Origin of the sequence: Proteus columbae, from assembly GCF_009914335.1 — a bacterium.
GTDB lineage: Bacteria > Pseudomonadota > Gammaproteobacteria > Enterobacterales > Enterobacteriaceae > Proteus.
In genome coordinates this window covers 2339965-2355244 of record NZ_CP043925.1, presented here as the reverse complement: position 1 = coordinate 2355244, position 15280 = coordinate 2339965, and the positions used below count along the sequence as shown (strand labels likewise).

The following is a 15280-nucleotide window of genomic DNA, read 5'->3' as shown; positions in this document are numbered from 1 at the left end:
ATATGCTATGCTTAATGAAAACACATCCTGTTTTAAGGGATATTTTCGGGAGGTTATATGACATTAAGCAAGCTTGTGAGTCAAACAGGGATACTTGGAGCAGGTCTTTTACTTGCCGTTTCTTTTGGAGCATCTGCAGAAAGTATCGAAAATGTGAATAAAGATATTGTGCGCTCTGCACCATTTTCGAGTTGTGTTAATTTAGATAACAATCAACTTGTTACAAGAGTAAAAAATGATTATTTACAAAATCGTTTACCTCGCTGGCAAGATGATAAAAATGCATTAGGATCAAAACCTGTTGCAAGTATTAATGCTAATGAAGTTATCAAGATGGATAATAACTATCAGATGGTATTGAATGTAAGAGGGGCGAGAACAGACCTTCGTTACAATGTTCAAGTCAATTGTGATGACAATACTATTACTTATGTTTCCCCTAAGTAATAGATAGGTGATAGTGAGTTGTAGTTAATCGATTGAAAGAAAAAGAGATAAACCAAGGTTTATCTCTTTTTTTTTTACCATTATCAAAATAACGGAGAGTGTTTGACTATTTTTTTACTGGTGGGTCATAAGGTAAACGAGAATAGTGCTGGCTTCTTGCACGATAAAATACCAGCCTTTCTTGAAAGAAGGCTTGAAAAGCTTGAGGTTGTTCTCTTAAAACAGCATCTGCTACAACAGGCATGTTATAGCGCTCTTTAAAAGCAACGCCTGAAGCGGCTAAACTTATATTTAGCTTATCTTTTTCTTCTTGTGTTAATTCTGAAAGGTTATAACTCATTATCTTTCCCTCTATAACAATATAAGTAAGGTAAAAGAGCGCGCTTATTAATGCAAGTAAATAAAGATATTAGTCATTAATGTGTAGTAAAAATGATGTGCTTTATTTGGGTCGATTTTTAATCAAGGTCATTAAATATAACAATAAAAATCTATTCTTCTTTAATTGTTATACCACTTTATGAGTAATTCAAATAAGGCTAATGATAAAATGAGTATTTTTAATCCTTATTAAATAGATTTTAAAATAGAGAAAAAGCAGTTTATCTCTGAAAAGAGTAAATAATATGAATGTTTAATTTGATTTAGATCAATGAAAAGAGTGATGGATTTTGCATTAAAAATAGGTAAATAATGTTAATTTATTAATGAGATATTTCATGTTTTTTTATTTTGTATTGTTTGACAATGAGTTATGATAAGGCACTGAAATATTGAGATAAAAAAATGCCCTGTTGGGGAAACAGGGCGAAAATTAATACAACACCAGGGAAAAACATAGTATAAATAAAATTAACCAAATGGTTAATAGGTAAACTTACGTGATTCTACATTTTTTTATTAATATAAAATAAACTTTAATTAATGTTCAAAAAAGAATAAGGTTATTAATGAATAGCTAGTGAATAAAAAAAGAGAAGAGAAAGCAATCAACAGTATTCATTAAAAATGAAAGATAACTAACCATGCTATAATTAATGCATTAGGAAAGTATGATAAAATAAAGATGTAAAGTTTATTTTTTATCTTATTTTAATATCTTATTAATATTAAAGCATTTTATTGACATGGCAATATAAAATATTTATTGTTAATTGTTATAAAAATCTTTATTTCTTAAATGTTAATTACTGAGATGTTAAATCTTACATTAAAAAAATCTTAATTAAACACTTTAATAGTTCATTTAAATCTTATTTTAGATAAATAGAAAAGATTATTAACTGATGTTTTTTTAATCTGTTTGTTCTTTTTTCTAAAATGACTGATTAACTTAATGACTAAAGTATTTGCTTTACTTTTCCGAGTTAATAAAATAAAGAAATAATTATTTATCCTAATGATATGTATGGTTTTTTTATTTTTCAATATTGTTCATTTTAGTTAACGATATAATTAAATTAAAATAATAATATGTAAAAAAATAAACAAAAAATATACATATCACGCAATATTGTGTTACATTTAGTTCGCTTTTCACACAGTAATTTTTGATATTACTTTAAGACGGATTCGTATCAGTAATTGTCTCAATTACACGATATCTGCTTACTTTTTTATTTCAATAGCGATGTAAGGATAGGTTATATACGTTATTACATAAGGGGATTGATTTGACAGGGCTAATAAACTTTGCGAATAACATTTTATGGGGATATGTTCTTATCTACTTACTTCTTGGAGTAGGTATTTACTTTACTATCCGTACTGGATTTATACAAATCCGACATTTTAGTCATATGTTCTCTATTTTAAAAAATAGCCATAAGTCAGATAAATCAGGAATTTCTTCCTTTCAGGCATTATGCACTAGTCTAGCTGCGCGGGTAGGTACTGGAAATTTGACGGGAGTCGCGATTGCTTTAACTGCGGGTGGCCCTGGCGCTATTTTTTGGATGTGGGTAGTCGCTTTAATTGGTATGGCGACATCATTAATAGAAAGTACACTCGCACAACTTTATAAAACAAAAGATGATGATGGTAACTACCGTGGTGGTCCTGCTTATTATATGACAAAAGGACTGAAAATGCGCTGGATGGGTGTTCTCTTCGCCATTTTCTTAATTATCGCTTTTGGCTTAGTTTTTAATGCTGTTCAAGCGAATTCGATTGCTCAAGCTACAGCTTCTGCCTTTAATTTTGATCCACTTTACGTGGGGATCTTTTTAGTACTAACCAGCGGATTTATTATTTTTGGTGGCCTGCGTTGGATTGCTCGTGTTGCTGAATTAGTTGTTCCTGTCATGGCAACAGCTTATTTATTATTAGCATTTTGGGTTGTTGCAGATCATATTGAACGCTTACCCGAAGTTTTTATTTTAATTTTTAAAAGTGCCTTTGGATTACAAGAAGCGGCTGCTGGTGCCATTGCTTACGGTATTAGCCAAGCGATGACACAAGGTATTCAACGCGGTCTCTTTTCTAATGAAGCAGGTATGGGTTCTGCACCGAATGCTGCTGCTTCAGCAACACCTTATCCACCGCATCCTGCATCTCAAGGCTATATTCAAATGCTAGGTGTTTTCATGGATACCTTGGTTATTTGTAGTGCCACTGCGGTGATCATTTTATCATCAGGTGTACTAGACAGTTATCCAGAAGGTATTAACGGTATTCAATTAACACAATTGGCCTTGTCATCTAGTGTGGGTGGTTGGGGAAGTACTTTTATTGCAATTGCAATTTTCTTCTTTGCTTTTACCTCCATTATTGCCAATTATGCTTATGCTGAGAGTAATATGATTTTCCTTGGACGTAATCACACAACAGGGCTATTTCTTTTACGTTCAGCGGCTTTAGCTATGGTGATGTTTGGCGCTTTAGCGGATATGCCTCTTGTTTGGAAAATGGCCGATCTCTCAATGGGATTAATGGCAATGACTAATTTAATTGCAATCATCTTGCTTTCTGGTGTCGCCTTAAAATTAGTTAAAGATTATAACCAGCAACGACAAGCAGGTTTACTGCCTACATTTGATATTCGCCAATATCCAGAGTTACAAGATGACATTGAGGAAGGAATTTGGGATGAAAATATTGTTCCTGATGAACCTTTAGTTCGATGTGAAAAAGTGAGCAATAACTAAAGCACTAATAAAAAAGCGTCAAAACTCAGAACCCATATTCTTTAATATGGGTTTTTTTATTACAATTTAACTTTGGGAATAATCAATCAAGGATCAGAAATGAGGTCTAGTCGGTATTATATAGGATTACTTATTGCAATAAGCCTCTTAACCAGTTGTGCCAAACAACCAGTATTTATTGATAGAGGTGAATATATAGTTAAAGTTATTCCTAATAAGCAGGAAGCAAATGACTGTGTAAAATATCTGGTGATGCACTATACCGCGCTAGATGATGAACGCTCGCTTAAGGTTCTTACTGGGGGGCGAGTCAGTAGTCACTATTTAATCCCTACACATCCTTCATCTATTGATGGAAAGCCAGTGATTACTTCTTTAGTGGATGAAAGGCAAATTGCATGGCATGCGGGTATTAGTCAGTGGGGAGACGCAACTAGCCTAAATAATTGCTCTATTGGGATCGAGATAGTCAATCTGGGTTACCGTGATAATGGCAAGTTTAGGTATTGGTATTCTTATACAGCGGATCAAATCGTGACGATTTCAGCGGTAATGAAAGATATTATTGAACGTTATGATATCGAACCTCAAAACGTTTTGGGTCACAGTGATATTGCACCTCTCAGAAAAGTTGATCCGGGTCCTTTATTTCCTTGGGAAAGATTAGCCAGTCAAGGTATAGGTGCTTGGCCTGATAAGCAATTAGTGAAAACTTATTTAGCAGGTAGAGATCCTTCAGAGCCTGTTGATGTTGCGAACTTCCAAAAGTTATTACAGCAATATGGTTATCAAACACCAACGAATGGTGTGTTAGATAATAATGCACAAAAAGTAGTGAAGGCTTTTCAAATGCATTTTAGGTCGAGCAAAGCAGATGGTATTCCTGATGCTCAATCAGAGGCGATTTTAAAGGCATTGATTGAGAAATACCGAACTTAAAGTTTCCTGTGATGAGCTGTACTGAATAGATAGTAAAAATGCAGGTAATAGAAAAGCAAAAAGCGTCTCCAATATAAAATTTGGAAGACGCTTTTTTATCAACTTATAATCAGCATTACAAATTAGGTGATATATGCTGGTTATTTCGCTGTATTTTCTATTGGAAGACTTTCTTCTTTAAAATTTAAGCTAACAACCAGCGAGATTACAAATGCAATCGCACCTGGTAATACCCAACCTAAGCCATAATCAGACAGTGGGATATAGCTAAATAATTGCAGTAAATCAGCATTTAACCATTTCAATTGTTTCAACGTATCGAAAAGGCTCATCAAAACAATGATTGCAATTGTAAAGCGATAGGTAAAGCGAGGCGCTTTTAATTTATTACGAATAAATTGCAGTAATACCAATGTGACTGATGTTGGATAAATCATTAATAATGCAGGAATAGTCACTCGTAATAGTGTATCAAGACCAAACGTTGATACAACTGTGGTCATTAATGTAAATACCACAACCCAAAAGCGATAGCCTAAACGATGATGGAATGTCGCAAAGTAGTCTGCCGCAGCACTTGTTACACCGACAAGTGTTGTCATACTGGCTAATAAAACAATACCTCCCATCAACCAAGTACCCACAGAGCCAAATAACGCATCAACATAACGTGAGAAAATCTGGCCACCGTTAGTAGCATTGAGTGCTGGATCAGCAAAAACAGAAACAGAGTGGCTTGTTGCACCTAAGTAGAAAAGGCACAGATAAAGTGCTGCTAATAGTAAGACTGAAATCATGCCTGCTTTTATGGTAATAAAACCGATCTGGTGTGGTTCAGTAATGCCTTTGGTATATAAAGCACGAGCAACGATACCACCAAATGCCATAGCAGAGAGGACATCCATGGTTTGGTAACCATCAATAAAGCCAGAGAAGAAGCCATTTACCGCATAAAGGCCTGTTGGTTCACCAATTGGGGAAATCGGTTTAGCCACAACAGCAATGCCCACAACCACTAGCAGAATTAACAGTGCTGGTGTCATAAACTTACCAATGGCGCTTATCATTGTGCCTTGTTTGAGCATGAAAAACATACTTGTGATATTGAAAACAAGTGCGAAAGTAAGGTGTGTTGCCGTATTTTTCTCAATAAGCCCTAAAGGTAAGAAACCCATTTCATAAGCAGTATTGGTGACACGAGGCATCGCAAAAGTAGAACCTACGATAAGATACAGTGCTACCCAGAAAATCACAGCCACCCATGAAGGCAAATCAACAGAAAGGCGCTCTCCACGTCCACGAATTGCGACGATAACCAAGGTAAGAAAAGGGAGTAAGACACCTGTAACAAGGAAACCTAAAGATGTACTAAACCAGAGGCTTCCTGATTGGAAACCCGCCATAGGAGGGAAAATAATATTGCCAGCGCCAAGGAAGAGTGCGAAAACCATCATCCCAAGAACGAGCATGTCTTTTGTAGAAAGCATAACTAAAACTACCTGTCTGTGAAGAAAATATATTAATGATTTATATTTGTTATTCTATATCTAGCCTAATTAACAGCTTAATATGTTGTGAAAATGCAGTTTGAATAACGAAAAGTGAATTGATAGTAACAAATTCTGAAGGATATGTAAGAAGAAAGGCAGATTTAACGCTCATTTAACAGTAATTATAGAATAATAAAAGGCTATATTTTTGGTCGAAAAGCAGTGTGATCCTCTGCTAAGGATCACAATTGCTATATAATTTTGTAGACATTCGCGATAAAACACAAAAAAGATCGTGTTTAAATAAATTTATCGATAGCGACTGCAACACCGTGCTCTTCATTAGAAAGTGTGACGAATTTAGCGACTTTCTTCACTTCTTCAGGCGCATTTCCCATCGCAACACCTAAACCTGCATATTTTAGCATTGCCAAATCATTACCTTGATCACCAATACACATGATTTTTTCTGGTGTAATTTTCAAATGTTCAGCAACTTTTTTAACCGCACTCCCTTTATTGACATTGGTATTTAATACTTCAATAAAATAAGGGGCACTACGTAATATGCTGTATTGTTCATAAATATTAGTAGGAAGATATTGAATAGCATTATCCAAAACGGCAGGTGCATCAACAATCATAAACTTACTAAAATACATATCAGTTTGCATTTCATTCAGTGGACGATAATAAAGCGGAGTCCAAGATAAAAAGGCTTCTTGGCAGGTGAAATGGCTAATATGACTGTTGGTAGTATAAATCTTATTATCGCTGATAACGTGAAAATGGACGCCAATCTCACGAGCAAGGTTTTCAAAATAGAGATAATCTTCAAAATTGAGCAGATCTTGAATAATCACTTCACCATTATCTGCTTGATGGATTTGGCTACCATTATTGCTGATGCAGTAACAATCAGAGGTATCAAGACCGAGTATTTTTAAATAGGGAGAGATGCCATTGAAGGAGCGTCCTGAAGCTAATACAATCTTAACTCCCGCCTCTTTTGCTCGCTGAACTGCTTGTTTTACTTCTGGCGTAATTTCGTGTTGTTTGTTAAGCAAGGTTCCATCTAAATCAATCGCGATAAGCTTAATACTCATTAGCATCCCCATATTAAATAAAAGCAATTATGATAAAGGAAGGGCGAAGCGGTCTATCATCACATAGCTTGAGTATTATTTATGTGACATTAAAGGCTATCTGTATAATGCCACATAAATGGAAGGGTTAATCACAACAAGGTGACTGTAAATGTAAAGGCTGTTTGGTTTCTAAAACGATCTCTTGATTTTGCCGGAAGTCGAAAGGCGTGATGCCATACTCTTTACGGAACATATAAGTAAAGTGAGATTGTGAACCAAAGCCAAAATCAAGGGCGATATCGAAGATAGAGCGCTCACTGGTACGTAATAAGTGAATAGCACCAGCTAATCTACGCTGACGGATATACTTTCCTAAAGAGGTGCCCGTGACTTCTTTAAAGATTTTCTGCATGTGCCAAAGAGAATACCCAGAATAAGCCGCCAACTCTTCAAGATGGATAACACGGCCTAAATGTTCCTCAATCCATTTACTTAGGGCGCAAACCAATGCGAGATGATTATCTTGTGGCATTACAGTTCCATTCTATCAATGAAGTTAAGGTAAAAATCAAAATTAACTCCCTAATCTTATACAAAAAATAGCAGACAGAGAAATCCATATTAATGGATAGCTATCTCTAATCGTTGGCAAAATGTGTACTTAAATAATATAAGGTCATTTTACATACAGTTTAGAGCGAAATAATGCAAATTATCTGAAGTCTGTCGAGGAAGCGTTTACCTTTCATAATGAAAGTTATGCTAAATTTACTCATAGAGATAATTGATTGCGAATTTTATAACAACAACCCCCTGTCTTGTTATCGTATTTAAGCGAATGCTTATAATGTGATAAGTCATACTAACAAAATGTATTTAAAGGATTTTAAATTGAACGCAAAGAAAATAATTATTAGCTTAATTATTGCATTAGTCATTACCTTTGGCCTCTATCTTGTGGCTTTAGATAATTTTTGCGATCGAGGAGAGGATTTCCAACAAGGTCTCTGTCGCTTTACCACATTATTCCCCTCTAAACATCACTAAAAGATAGCTTTTCTTATTATTTTTCGCCTAGCATAAAATGTATTTGTTATTCAAGTCAGAATAGTGTTTTAATGGTGGCTTGAAATAAACAAAATCGTAAATATTAGTTTACACGTTAAGTTGATAAAATAATAAAGAGAAGAGGATGTATGGCGAGAGAGTCGCAACAGACAGAACTTAAGCGCGGTCTGAAAAATCGACATATCCAGCTAATTGCGCTGGGTGGTGCTGTCGGCGCTGGTCTGTTTCTTGGTATAGCGCAAACTATTAATATGACAGGCCCATCAGTAATATTAGGATATGCTATTGGTGGTTTTATTGCGTTTATGATCATGCGCCAATTAGGCGAAATGGTTGCCGAAGAGCCTGTTGCGGGTTCGTTTAGTCACTTTGCTAATAAATATTGGAGCCCGTTTGCTGGCTTCTTATCTGGCTGGAACTATTGGGTGATGTTTATTCTTGTCGGTATGGCAGAATTAACAGCAGCAGGTAAATACATTAACTATTGGTTACCTGATATTCCTGTTTGGGTTTCCGTTGCTATCTTCTTTGTAGCAATCAACTTAATCAATTTGATCAACGTTAAGATGTATGGTGAAACAGAGTTCTGGTTTGCCATTATTAAAGTGTTGGCGATTGTTGGTATGATTTTATTTGGGAGCTACTTACTGGCAAGTGGTAATGGTGGCCCTCAAGCTTCGGTTAGCAATTTATGGGAGCTAGGCTTTTTCCCTCATGGCTTTACGGGCTTTATGTCTGCATTAGCCATTGTTATGTTCTCTTTTGGTGGACTTGAGCTGGTGGGGATCACCGCGGCTGAGGCGGAAAACCCAAAAGTGAGCATCCCAAAAGCGACTAACCAAGTTGTTTATCGTATTTTAATTTTCTATATCGGTTCGTTGTTAGTGTTACTTTCACTTTATCCTTGGACTCAAGTTGTGAAAGGTGAAAGCCCGTTCGTACTGATTTTCCATAACTTGGATAATTTCTTAATCGCGAATATTTTAAATGCCGTGGTATTAACTGCTGCACTGTCTGTTTATAACAGTGGTGTTTATTCTAATAGTCGTATGCTTTATGGCTTGGCAAAACAAGGTAATGCGCCACATGCGCTTTCTCGCATTAATAAACGTGGTGTACCGGTAGTGTCGTTACTATTGTCAGCAATTGCGACTTCATTAGGTATTTTAGTTAACTACTTATTACCTGATCAGGCACTAGAACTATTAATGGCGTTGGTTGTAACCACGCTAGTACTTAACTGGATAATGATCTGTTTAGCGAATTTAAAATTCAGAGCGGCAAAAACAAAAGAGGGTGTAGAGCCTTTCTTTAAAGCACTTTGGTATCCATATGGTAACTATATCTGCCTGGCTTTCTTATGCATGATTTTAGTGATTATCTTATTTATGCCACAAGTGAATATTTCGGTAATTTTAATGCCATTCTGGATTGCGTTCTTATGGGTTGGATTTAAGATTTCCCGTATGAAGAAAACACCTAATAGTACTCAAGTAAGCCAAGATATTTAAATGTTACTGACTTATTTGGATAATAAAAAACGCATCATTAAGATGCGTTTTTTTATGTTCTATTTTTATTATTTGCAATTATTTTGAACGGAAAAAATAAAAAATTACTGCCAACGTAACCAAGCAAATAACACGTTACCATTGTTATAAGTACCAGGCACATAAGTGGCTTGTAATGAAAGATGTCCGTAACCGACAGACACTAACGGTAACGGGAGTGGCATAGGAATATAGTTGTATTCATGGCGCGCTGTAATACTTAGTGTAAAACCTGCGCCCATACGAAACCCATCTTTATCACCAGGATACCACATTTTCTCAAAACCATAGCCCATAATAGGCTGTACACGGTTATTAGAGTCCATAAATGCCATCGCATAAAGAGAGTGCCAATCACCATCGTTGTCATAACGATATTTACCCATACCAAAGCCCCAAGGTGTTTCGTTATAGCGATCCGTTTTTTCTTTATCGTAAGTAAAACGATTATGCCAAGTCCATACAGGCAAATAGTAGTTATATTGGTCATTGTCCCAAGTTTGATTGACATTACGTTTGAATTTTCCCCAGTAGCTTTCTTCATTATTAGATTGAGATGGATTACTGGTGATTTGTTGGTTTTCTGTCGTAATAATCTGATGGGTATTGGAATTATTTTCAGAAGCGAAAGCAGACGTTGTTAATGCAAGAGACAACAGCGTTGTGGCTAATACGCTAGGGTGAAAATAGGATGATGACATAATATAACTCCGAGTACGGCATAAACAGTGATTCTGGTGATGACAAATAAACATTACTAATAGTGTTATTTAATCGACAAGTATTTAAGATAAGAGGTATCTGAAACTTTACTTCTTAAATAAAATCTTAAGGGATAAGAATCGGTTATAAAGAAAATAAATAGATTTATTATATTTATGGATGTAATTTTTTCTGATATTAAATGCTGTTTATTTTTATAATAATGTATTGTTTTTAATGAAAAATTAAGTTTTTATTAGATTGCTAATAAATAGCTGATAAATAAGGTTAAAGAGAAATAATTTTAGGTTGATCATTTTCAACAGCAAAATTCCATAAAATAGCTATTTTTATGACTTAATGAAAATATTGAGATAAATTTAATATCAATAACATTAGGTTATAAAAAGAGATTAATTTCCAGCGGATAATAGAGTAACGAATAAGAAGAGTTAAATAAAAAAAAGAAAAAAACAGAGGTTGGTTTATAAAACGTTTAGTTTTAAGCGTTAACAACAGGAGTGCAGTTTGTTTTTTATACAGATAATCCTATGTTGAGAGAGTGCAAATTAAAGAATTGTTGCTTACACACTCTCAACGTGAAGAAAGCATTTATTGAGATAATTTTTCTTGGCTAATAACAAGGAGCCGGTGAGTATGAGTATCACGATCCTTACCCCAGCAGAAAGCGTCCCAGTTTTCATAAAGATCATCAGTATCTTTCACTACTGTTAGAGGGCGGTTTTCTTCTGTTCCATCTGAAATATAAACATTAAGGTGAGCAGTAAAAGCCCAATCAATCATTGTTTCCCAAAAACGCTTACCTGCACCGGTTTGCTCTTCATCAGAAACAACAATGTTGTATGTTTTAAGTAAATAACTAAAGAAGTGTCTAGGGAGATATCTTGTCGCAATATCATGTTCTTCAGAAACAGTTCGCCATACTTTAACTTGGGTACATGTTGTTTTACTAAATATAATGTCTTTGCGAAAAATAAGTTCTACAAGATAAACTGTTTCAGGTGCATTGGTAGTTGAAATTAAACGATATTGATTGCGTTTTAAAGATTTAACAAAACGATACCCATTAGGGATGCTATATTCTGGTAATACAAAGTCTTCCACACCTTTTTCAAGGAATTCTTTTGTATGATCAATATTTCTAGAGTGAATTTTCAACTTTACATTAAAATCTGCATCAGGAATAAGATAAAGCATTGATTGTCCATTATTCTGTTGCGATGGTTCATTTTTCATTTAGCCCCTCCGCATTGTGTGATTGTCCAGAAATGCATTATAAATACCTCATCTAGCAGATAATATATCGATTGTCGTTAAAATGAACAAAATAATTTATTTTATTCTTATTATTTAAATATATCTGAAATATATTCCTTAAATTGATGTGTCATGCAATAGAAGCCATCGGCTTAGTATTTATTATATACAACCTTAGCTGATTTATCTTACTGAATCACAAATCTCAACAATAGAGAATCTATAGCTCGAGATGAGCTATCAAACTAGCTTCTTTATCTTGAGCATGCGATACTCCTTATCGCCTGAATTTACAGGCTTTGGCTCGGGGCGCCTTATGGCTGAGATGAACCCGTATAACCTGATCTGGATAATGCCAGCGTAGGGAAGTCAAGGTAACTCTGCTGATTAACAGAGCCCGACTTTTCTGTAACTGGTGAAAGGAGGAGTTAATCAGTGAGATTCAATGCATTGTCTATCGCAGGCACCGATCCTAGTGGTGGTGCAGGTATTCAGGCCGATCTGAAAACATTTTCCGCACTGGGTGTATATGGCACAACCGTAATGACGGCACTGGTTGCCCAAAATACCTGTGGTGTCCGTAGTGTCTATGATTTATCCCCTGATTTTGTTGCAGCTCAATTAGATGCTGTCTTGTCTGATGTTCGAATTGATAGTGCCAAAATTGGCATGCTCTCTAATGCCTCAATTATTGATGTGGTTTGCGACAAGCTTCAGCAATATGCGATCCCTTTTGTTGTACTTGATACCGTGATGATTGCAAAAAGTGGTGATCCTCTATTACAGCCTGATGCGGTTAATAAAATGGTTACTCAGCTTTTGCCTCTGGTTGATTTGATCACGCCTAATTTACCTGAAGCGGCAGCGCTGCTAGGTTGTGAAGTTGCTCAAGATGAAATAATGATGAAGCAACAAGGCTATGCATTGCTAAAACAAGGATGCAAAGCCGTGTTGATGAAAGGCGGGCATTTAACCGAAAATGAAAGCCCTGATTGGTTGTTTACTCAAGAAGGTGAGTGGCGATTTACCTCAAAACGCGTTAATACAAAAAATACGCATGGGACAGGATGCACACTTTCAGCCGCTTTGGCCGCTATTCGTCCTCAAGTTTCTAACTGGCAAATTTGTGTTGAACAAGCAAAAGCCTATTTACAACAAGCATTAGAACATGCCGACAGTTTAGAGGTTGGACAAGGTTTTGGTCCTGTACACCATTTTCATCGCTGGTGGTGATGTAAAAAAGCCCCTACAAAAGGGGCTTTAGCGTGTCGCAGAATTGTTTTTTTAAGCAATAGTGACAGATTTATTTAGATAAACATCTTGTACTGCATTAATTAGCGCAACGCCATCTTTCATTGATTTTTTGAAGGCTTTACGACCTAAAATTAAACCCATACCACCCGCACGTTTATTGATAACCGCAGTGCGTACAGCATCTTCAAGGTCATTATTACCTGAAGCGCCACCAGAGTTAATTAACCCTGCACGACCCATATAGCAGTTTGCTAATTGATAACGAACTAAATCAATTGGGTTTTCAGTGGTGAGTTTGGTGTAAACACGCTCATCAGTATGACCAAAACCAATCGCTTTAAAGCCACCGTTATTTTCAGCCATTTTTTGTTTAACGATATCAGCACCAATTGTAGCGGCTAAATGGTTCGCTTGGCCTGTTAAGTCTGCACTTGCATGGTAATCAACACCGTCTTTTTTAAATGCAGGGTTACGTAAATAGGCCCACAATACGGTGACCATACCTAATTCATGAGCACGTTCAAAGGCCATTGAAATCTCTTCAATTTGGCGACGGCTTTCTTGTGAACCAAAGTAAATGGTCGCACCCACTGCAACAGCACCCATTTCAAATGCTTGTTCTACACTGGCATACAGTGTTTGGTCATATTGCGCTGGGTAGCTTAAGGTTTCATTGTGGTTTAACTTCACAAGGAAAGGAATTTTGTGTGCATAACGACGAGAAACAGAAGCAAGAACACCATAAGTAGAGGCAACACAGTTACAACCCGCTTCAATAGCCAACTCAACAATATTTTTGGGATCAAAATAGAGTGAGTTTGCGGCAAAAGAGGCCGCGGCAGAGTGCTCAACACCTTGGTCAACAGGTAGAATAGACAGATAGCCCGTTCCCGCTAAACGTCCGTGATTAAACAGGGTTTGCATTGAACGTAACACGCTATTAGGGCGATTGTTATCAATCATAACACGATCAACAAAGTCAGAACCTGGCAGGTAGAGATTTTCGCTTGGGATGGTTTGGCAACGATGTTCTAATAATGATTTTGCATCAGCACCTAACAAACTTACTATATCAGTCATTACATACTCCAGTTCATGATGAGATGAGAGTGATTGTCATTTATCTACACTAAGATAACAAGTCACATTGAGGCGGTAACCGGCAGTGGATCGCTTCAGGTAACACAATAAATTCAAATTTATTCCCTAAAAGTGGTTCTCCATCTAAATTAAATACCATTTCATGAGAAGCACTAATGTTTACCCAGCGACTGTCGCGCTCGATAATCTTGTCGTTTTTTTTACGATCAAACAGACTATTTAAAAGAGAAGGGAGTAATTCGTGTGCTTCAACAATGGTGATATTGAGTTTATTGTCGTTAATTAATGCTTCGGGGCAGAGTTGTTGTCCTCCTCCTGCTTGACGCCCATTACCAATACCTAAAATCAGTGATTCACCTTCCCAGTGAAAATTTTCAGCTTCAATTGTGCAATGATCCGCTTTTAAAGAGTCAATACTTAAAAGGCCATTAATAAAATAGGCGGCCCCACCTAATGCTGATTTTAAGGCTTCAGGGGTTTCTGTTGTGATTTTTGTTCCAAAGCCGCCAGATGCCATATTGATAAAATAGTGAGTCTTATTCACAGCGATAACATCAATTGGTACAGCGCGACCTTTAACGGCTAAATTAAGTGCATTTTCCATATCACGAGGGATTTGTGCGCTGGTCGCAAAATCATTTGCTGTGCCTAATGGAATAATACCTAGAGTGGGAGGAGATGAAGCTGAAAGATGAATTAATTCAGATGCAACACGATTAATTGTACCGTCACCACCAGCTGCAATAACGTTTTCAGCATTTATATCAATAGCTTCTTGTACAAAACGTCGCACATCACTCGATTCCCAAGTCACTCTCACTTGGAGATCAAAACCTTCATCACGTAATTGGTAAACGGCTTTTCTTAATGCGCTATTATTCGCGCTTTTTCCATTAATGATTAGCAAACTAATTTTACTCATTGATGAGTTCCTTTAATTGAATCACTCTTTTAAAGGTAATTGATATCGAGAAAATTACTATGTTTTTTACAAATGATAACGAAAAAAGGAGTGTGTTTTATACAAAAGGGGGATTGATAAGAAGGGGACAAAAAGAAAAGGCAAATCCAAGGGAGATTGGATTTGCCAAGGAGGTGGTTCCTAGTCTTACTGTATTCATTCTAGTTCTTTATTTTTCGGAACTGATGATACGGTAAACAAATCATTATTGATGTGATCTGTATTTGAAATTGACCACTTTAAATCAGATTATGAC

General features: G+C 36.1%; 14 protein-coding genes and 1 riboswitch. Of the genes, 6 read left to right on the top strand and 8 right to left on the bottom strand.

The genetic code is table 11. The annotated features are described in order from the left end of the window. Positions 1-57 precede the first annotated feature (57 nt). Complete coding sequence (gene yebF, locus F1325_RS11225) at positions 58-447, top strand: protein YebF (protein ID WP_109374209.1); 390 nt, start codon at positions 58-60, stop codon at positions 445-447. 106 nt (positions 448-553) lie between these two features. Here the strand turns inward: yebF and F1325_RS11220 are convergent, their stop codons facing one another. Continuing rightward, positions 554-787, bottom strand: a complete 234-nt coding sequence (locus tag F1325_RS11220) for a DNA polymerase III subunit theta (RefSeq protein WP_100160381.1) — start codon at positions 785-787, stop codon at positions 554-556. A gap of 1333 nt (positions 788-2120) precedes the next feature. On the opposite strand from F1325_RS11220, the gene F1325_RS11215 reads away from it, so the two are divergent. After that, positions 2121-3593 carry an alanine/glycine:cation symporter family protein gene (locus F1325_RS11215; protein ID WP_160230448.1) on the top strand — a complete coding sequence of 491 codons (1473 nt, stop codon included), beginning with the start codon at positions 2121-2123 and terminating at the stop codon, positions 3591-3593. A 99-nt stretch (positions 3594-3692) separates the two neighbouring features. Next, complete coding sequence (locus F1325_RS11210; protein ID WP_109374211.1) at positions 3693-4532, top strand: N-acetylmuramoyl-L-alanine amidase; 840 nt, start codon at positions 3693-3695, stop codon at positions 4530-4532. Positions 4533-4672: 140 nt separating this feature from the next. Here the strand turns inward: F1325_RS11210 and brnQ are convergent, their stop codons facing one another. The 3 genes from brnQ to F1325_RS11195 form a co-directional block, all read right to left on the bottom strand. Further along, on the bottom strand, positions 4673-6019 hold the full coding sequence (brnQ, locus tag F1325_RS11205; protein WP_109374212.1) for a branched-chain amino acid transport system II carrier protein: 1347 nt from the start codon (positions 6017-6019) through the stop codon (positions 4673-4675). 302 nt (positions 6020-6321) lie between these two features. Continuing rightward, a complete protein-coding gene (yidA, locus tag F1325_RS11200; RefSeq protein WP_160230447.1) occupies positions 6322-7128 on the bottom strand; it encodes a sugar-phosphatase in 807 nt (268 codons plus the stop codon). 127 nt (positions 7129-7255) lie between these two features. Beyond that, a complete protein-coding gene (locus tag F1325_RS11195; RefSeq protein WP_006533085.1) occupies positions 7256-7642 on the bottom strand; it encodes a helix-turn-helix domain-containing protein in 387 nt (128 codons plus the stop codon). Between the two features lie 338 nt (positions 7643-7980). Here F1325_RS11195 and mgrB point away from each other — a divergent pair, with 338 nt between their 5' ends. Next, a complete protein-coding gene (gene mgrB / locus F1325_RS19395; protein WP_229096604.1) occupies positions 7981-8157 on the top strand; it encodes a PhoP/PhoQ regulator MgrB in 177 nt (58 codons plus the stop codon). A 149-nt stretch (positions 8158-8306) separates the two neighbouring features. Beyond that, complete coding sequence (locus F1325_RS11185) at positions 8307-9689, top strand: amino acid permease (protein ID WP_109374214.1); 1383 nt, start codon at positions 8307-8309, stop codon at positions 9687-9689. Between the two features lie 104 nt (positions 9690-9793). Here F1325_RS11185 and pagP read toward each other — a convergent pair whose 3' ends face one another. Continuing rightward, positions 9794-10429, bottom strand: a complete 636-nt coding sequence (gene pagP, locus F1325_RS11180; protein ID WP_160230446.1) for a lipid IV(A) palmitoyltransferase PagP — start codon at positions 10427-10429, stop codon at positions 9794-9796. 613 nt (positions 10430-11042) lie between these two features. Then, positions 11043-11687, bottom strand: a complete 645-nt coding sequence (locus F1325_RS11175) for a hypothetical protein (RefSeq protein ID WP_109374216.1) — start codon at positions 11685-11687, stop codon at positions 11043-11045. A 316-nt stretch (positions 11688-12003) separates the two neighbouring features. Then, positions 12004-12092: riboswitch (TPP riboswitch) on the top strand. Positions 12093-12143: 51 nt separating this feature from the next. On the opposite strand from F1325_RS11175, the gene thiD reads away from it, so the two are divergent. After that, complete coding sequence (gene thiD, locus F1325_RS11170; RefSeq protein WP_109374217.1) at positions 12144-12941, top strand: bifunctional hydroxymethylpyrimidine kinase/phosphomethylpyrimidine kinase; 798 nt, start codon at positions 12144-12146, stop codon at positions 12939-12941. Between the two features lie 51 nt (positions 12942-12992). Here the strand turns inward: thiD and fbaB are convergent, their stop codons facing one another. Beyond that, a complete protein-coding gene (gene fbaB, locus F1325_RS11165; protein WP_160230445.1) occupies positions 12993-14042 on the bottom strand; it encodes a class I fructose-bisphosphate aldolase in 1050 nt (349 codons plus the stop codon). Positions 14043-14091: 49 nt separating this feature from the next. Further along, on the bottom strand, positions 14092-14985 hold the full coding sequence (gene yegS, locus F1325_RS11160; RefSeq protein WP_109374218.1) for a lipid kinase YegS: 894 nt from the start codon (positions 14983-14985) through the stop codon (positions 14092-14094). Positions 14986-15280 lie beyond the last annotated feature (295 nt).

Coding starts and splice junctions, on each gene's coding strand:
- yegS (WP_109374218.1), bottom strand. CDS start 14,985: ATGAGTAAAATTAGTTTGCTAATCATTAATGGAAAAAGCGCGAATAAT.
- F1325_RS11220 (WP_100160381.1), bottom strand. CDS start 787: ATGAGTTATAACCTTTCAGAATTAACACAAGAAGAAAAAGATAAGCTA.
- yebF (WP_109374209.1), top strand. CDS start 58: ATGACATTAAGCAAGCTTGTGAGTCAAACAGGGATACTTGGAGCAGGT.
- F1325_RS11195 (WP_006533085.1), bottom strand. CDS start 7,642: ATGCCACAAGATAATCATCTCGCATTGGTTTGCGCCCTAAGTAAATGG.
- F1325_RS11175 (WP_109374216.1), bottom strand. CDS start 11,687: ATGAAAAATGAACCATCGCAACAGAATAATGGACAATCAATGCTTTAT.
- brnQ (WP_109374212.1), bottom strand. CDS start 6,019: ATGCTTTCTACAAAAGACATGCTCGTTCTTGGGATGATGGTTTTCGCA.
- yidA (WP_160230447.1), bottom strand. CDS start 7,128: ATGAGTATTAAGCTTATCGCGATTGATTTAGATGGAACCTTGCTTAAC.
- F1325_RS11185 (WP_109374214.1), top strand. CDS start 8,307: ATGGCGAGAGAGTCGCAACAGACAGAACTTAAGCGCGGTCTGAAAAAT.
- mgrB (WP_229096604.1), top strand. CDS start 7,981: ATGTATTTAAAGGATTTTAAATTGAACGCAAAGAAAATAATTATTAGC.
- pagP (WP_160230446.1), bottom strand. CDS start 10,429: ATGTCATCATCCTATTTTCACCCTAGCGTATTAGCCACAACGCTGTTG.
- F1325_RS11210 (WP_109374211.1), top strand. CDS start 3,693: ATGAGGTCTAGTCGGTATTATATAGGATTACTTATTGCAATAAGCCTC.
- fbaB (WP_160230445.1), bottom strand. CDS start 14,042: ATGACTGATATAGTAAGTTTGTTAGGTGCTGATGCAAAATCATTATTA.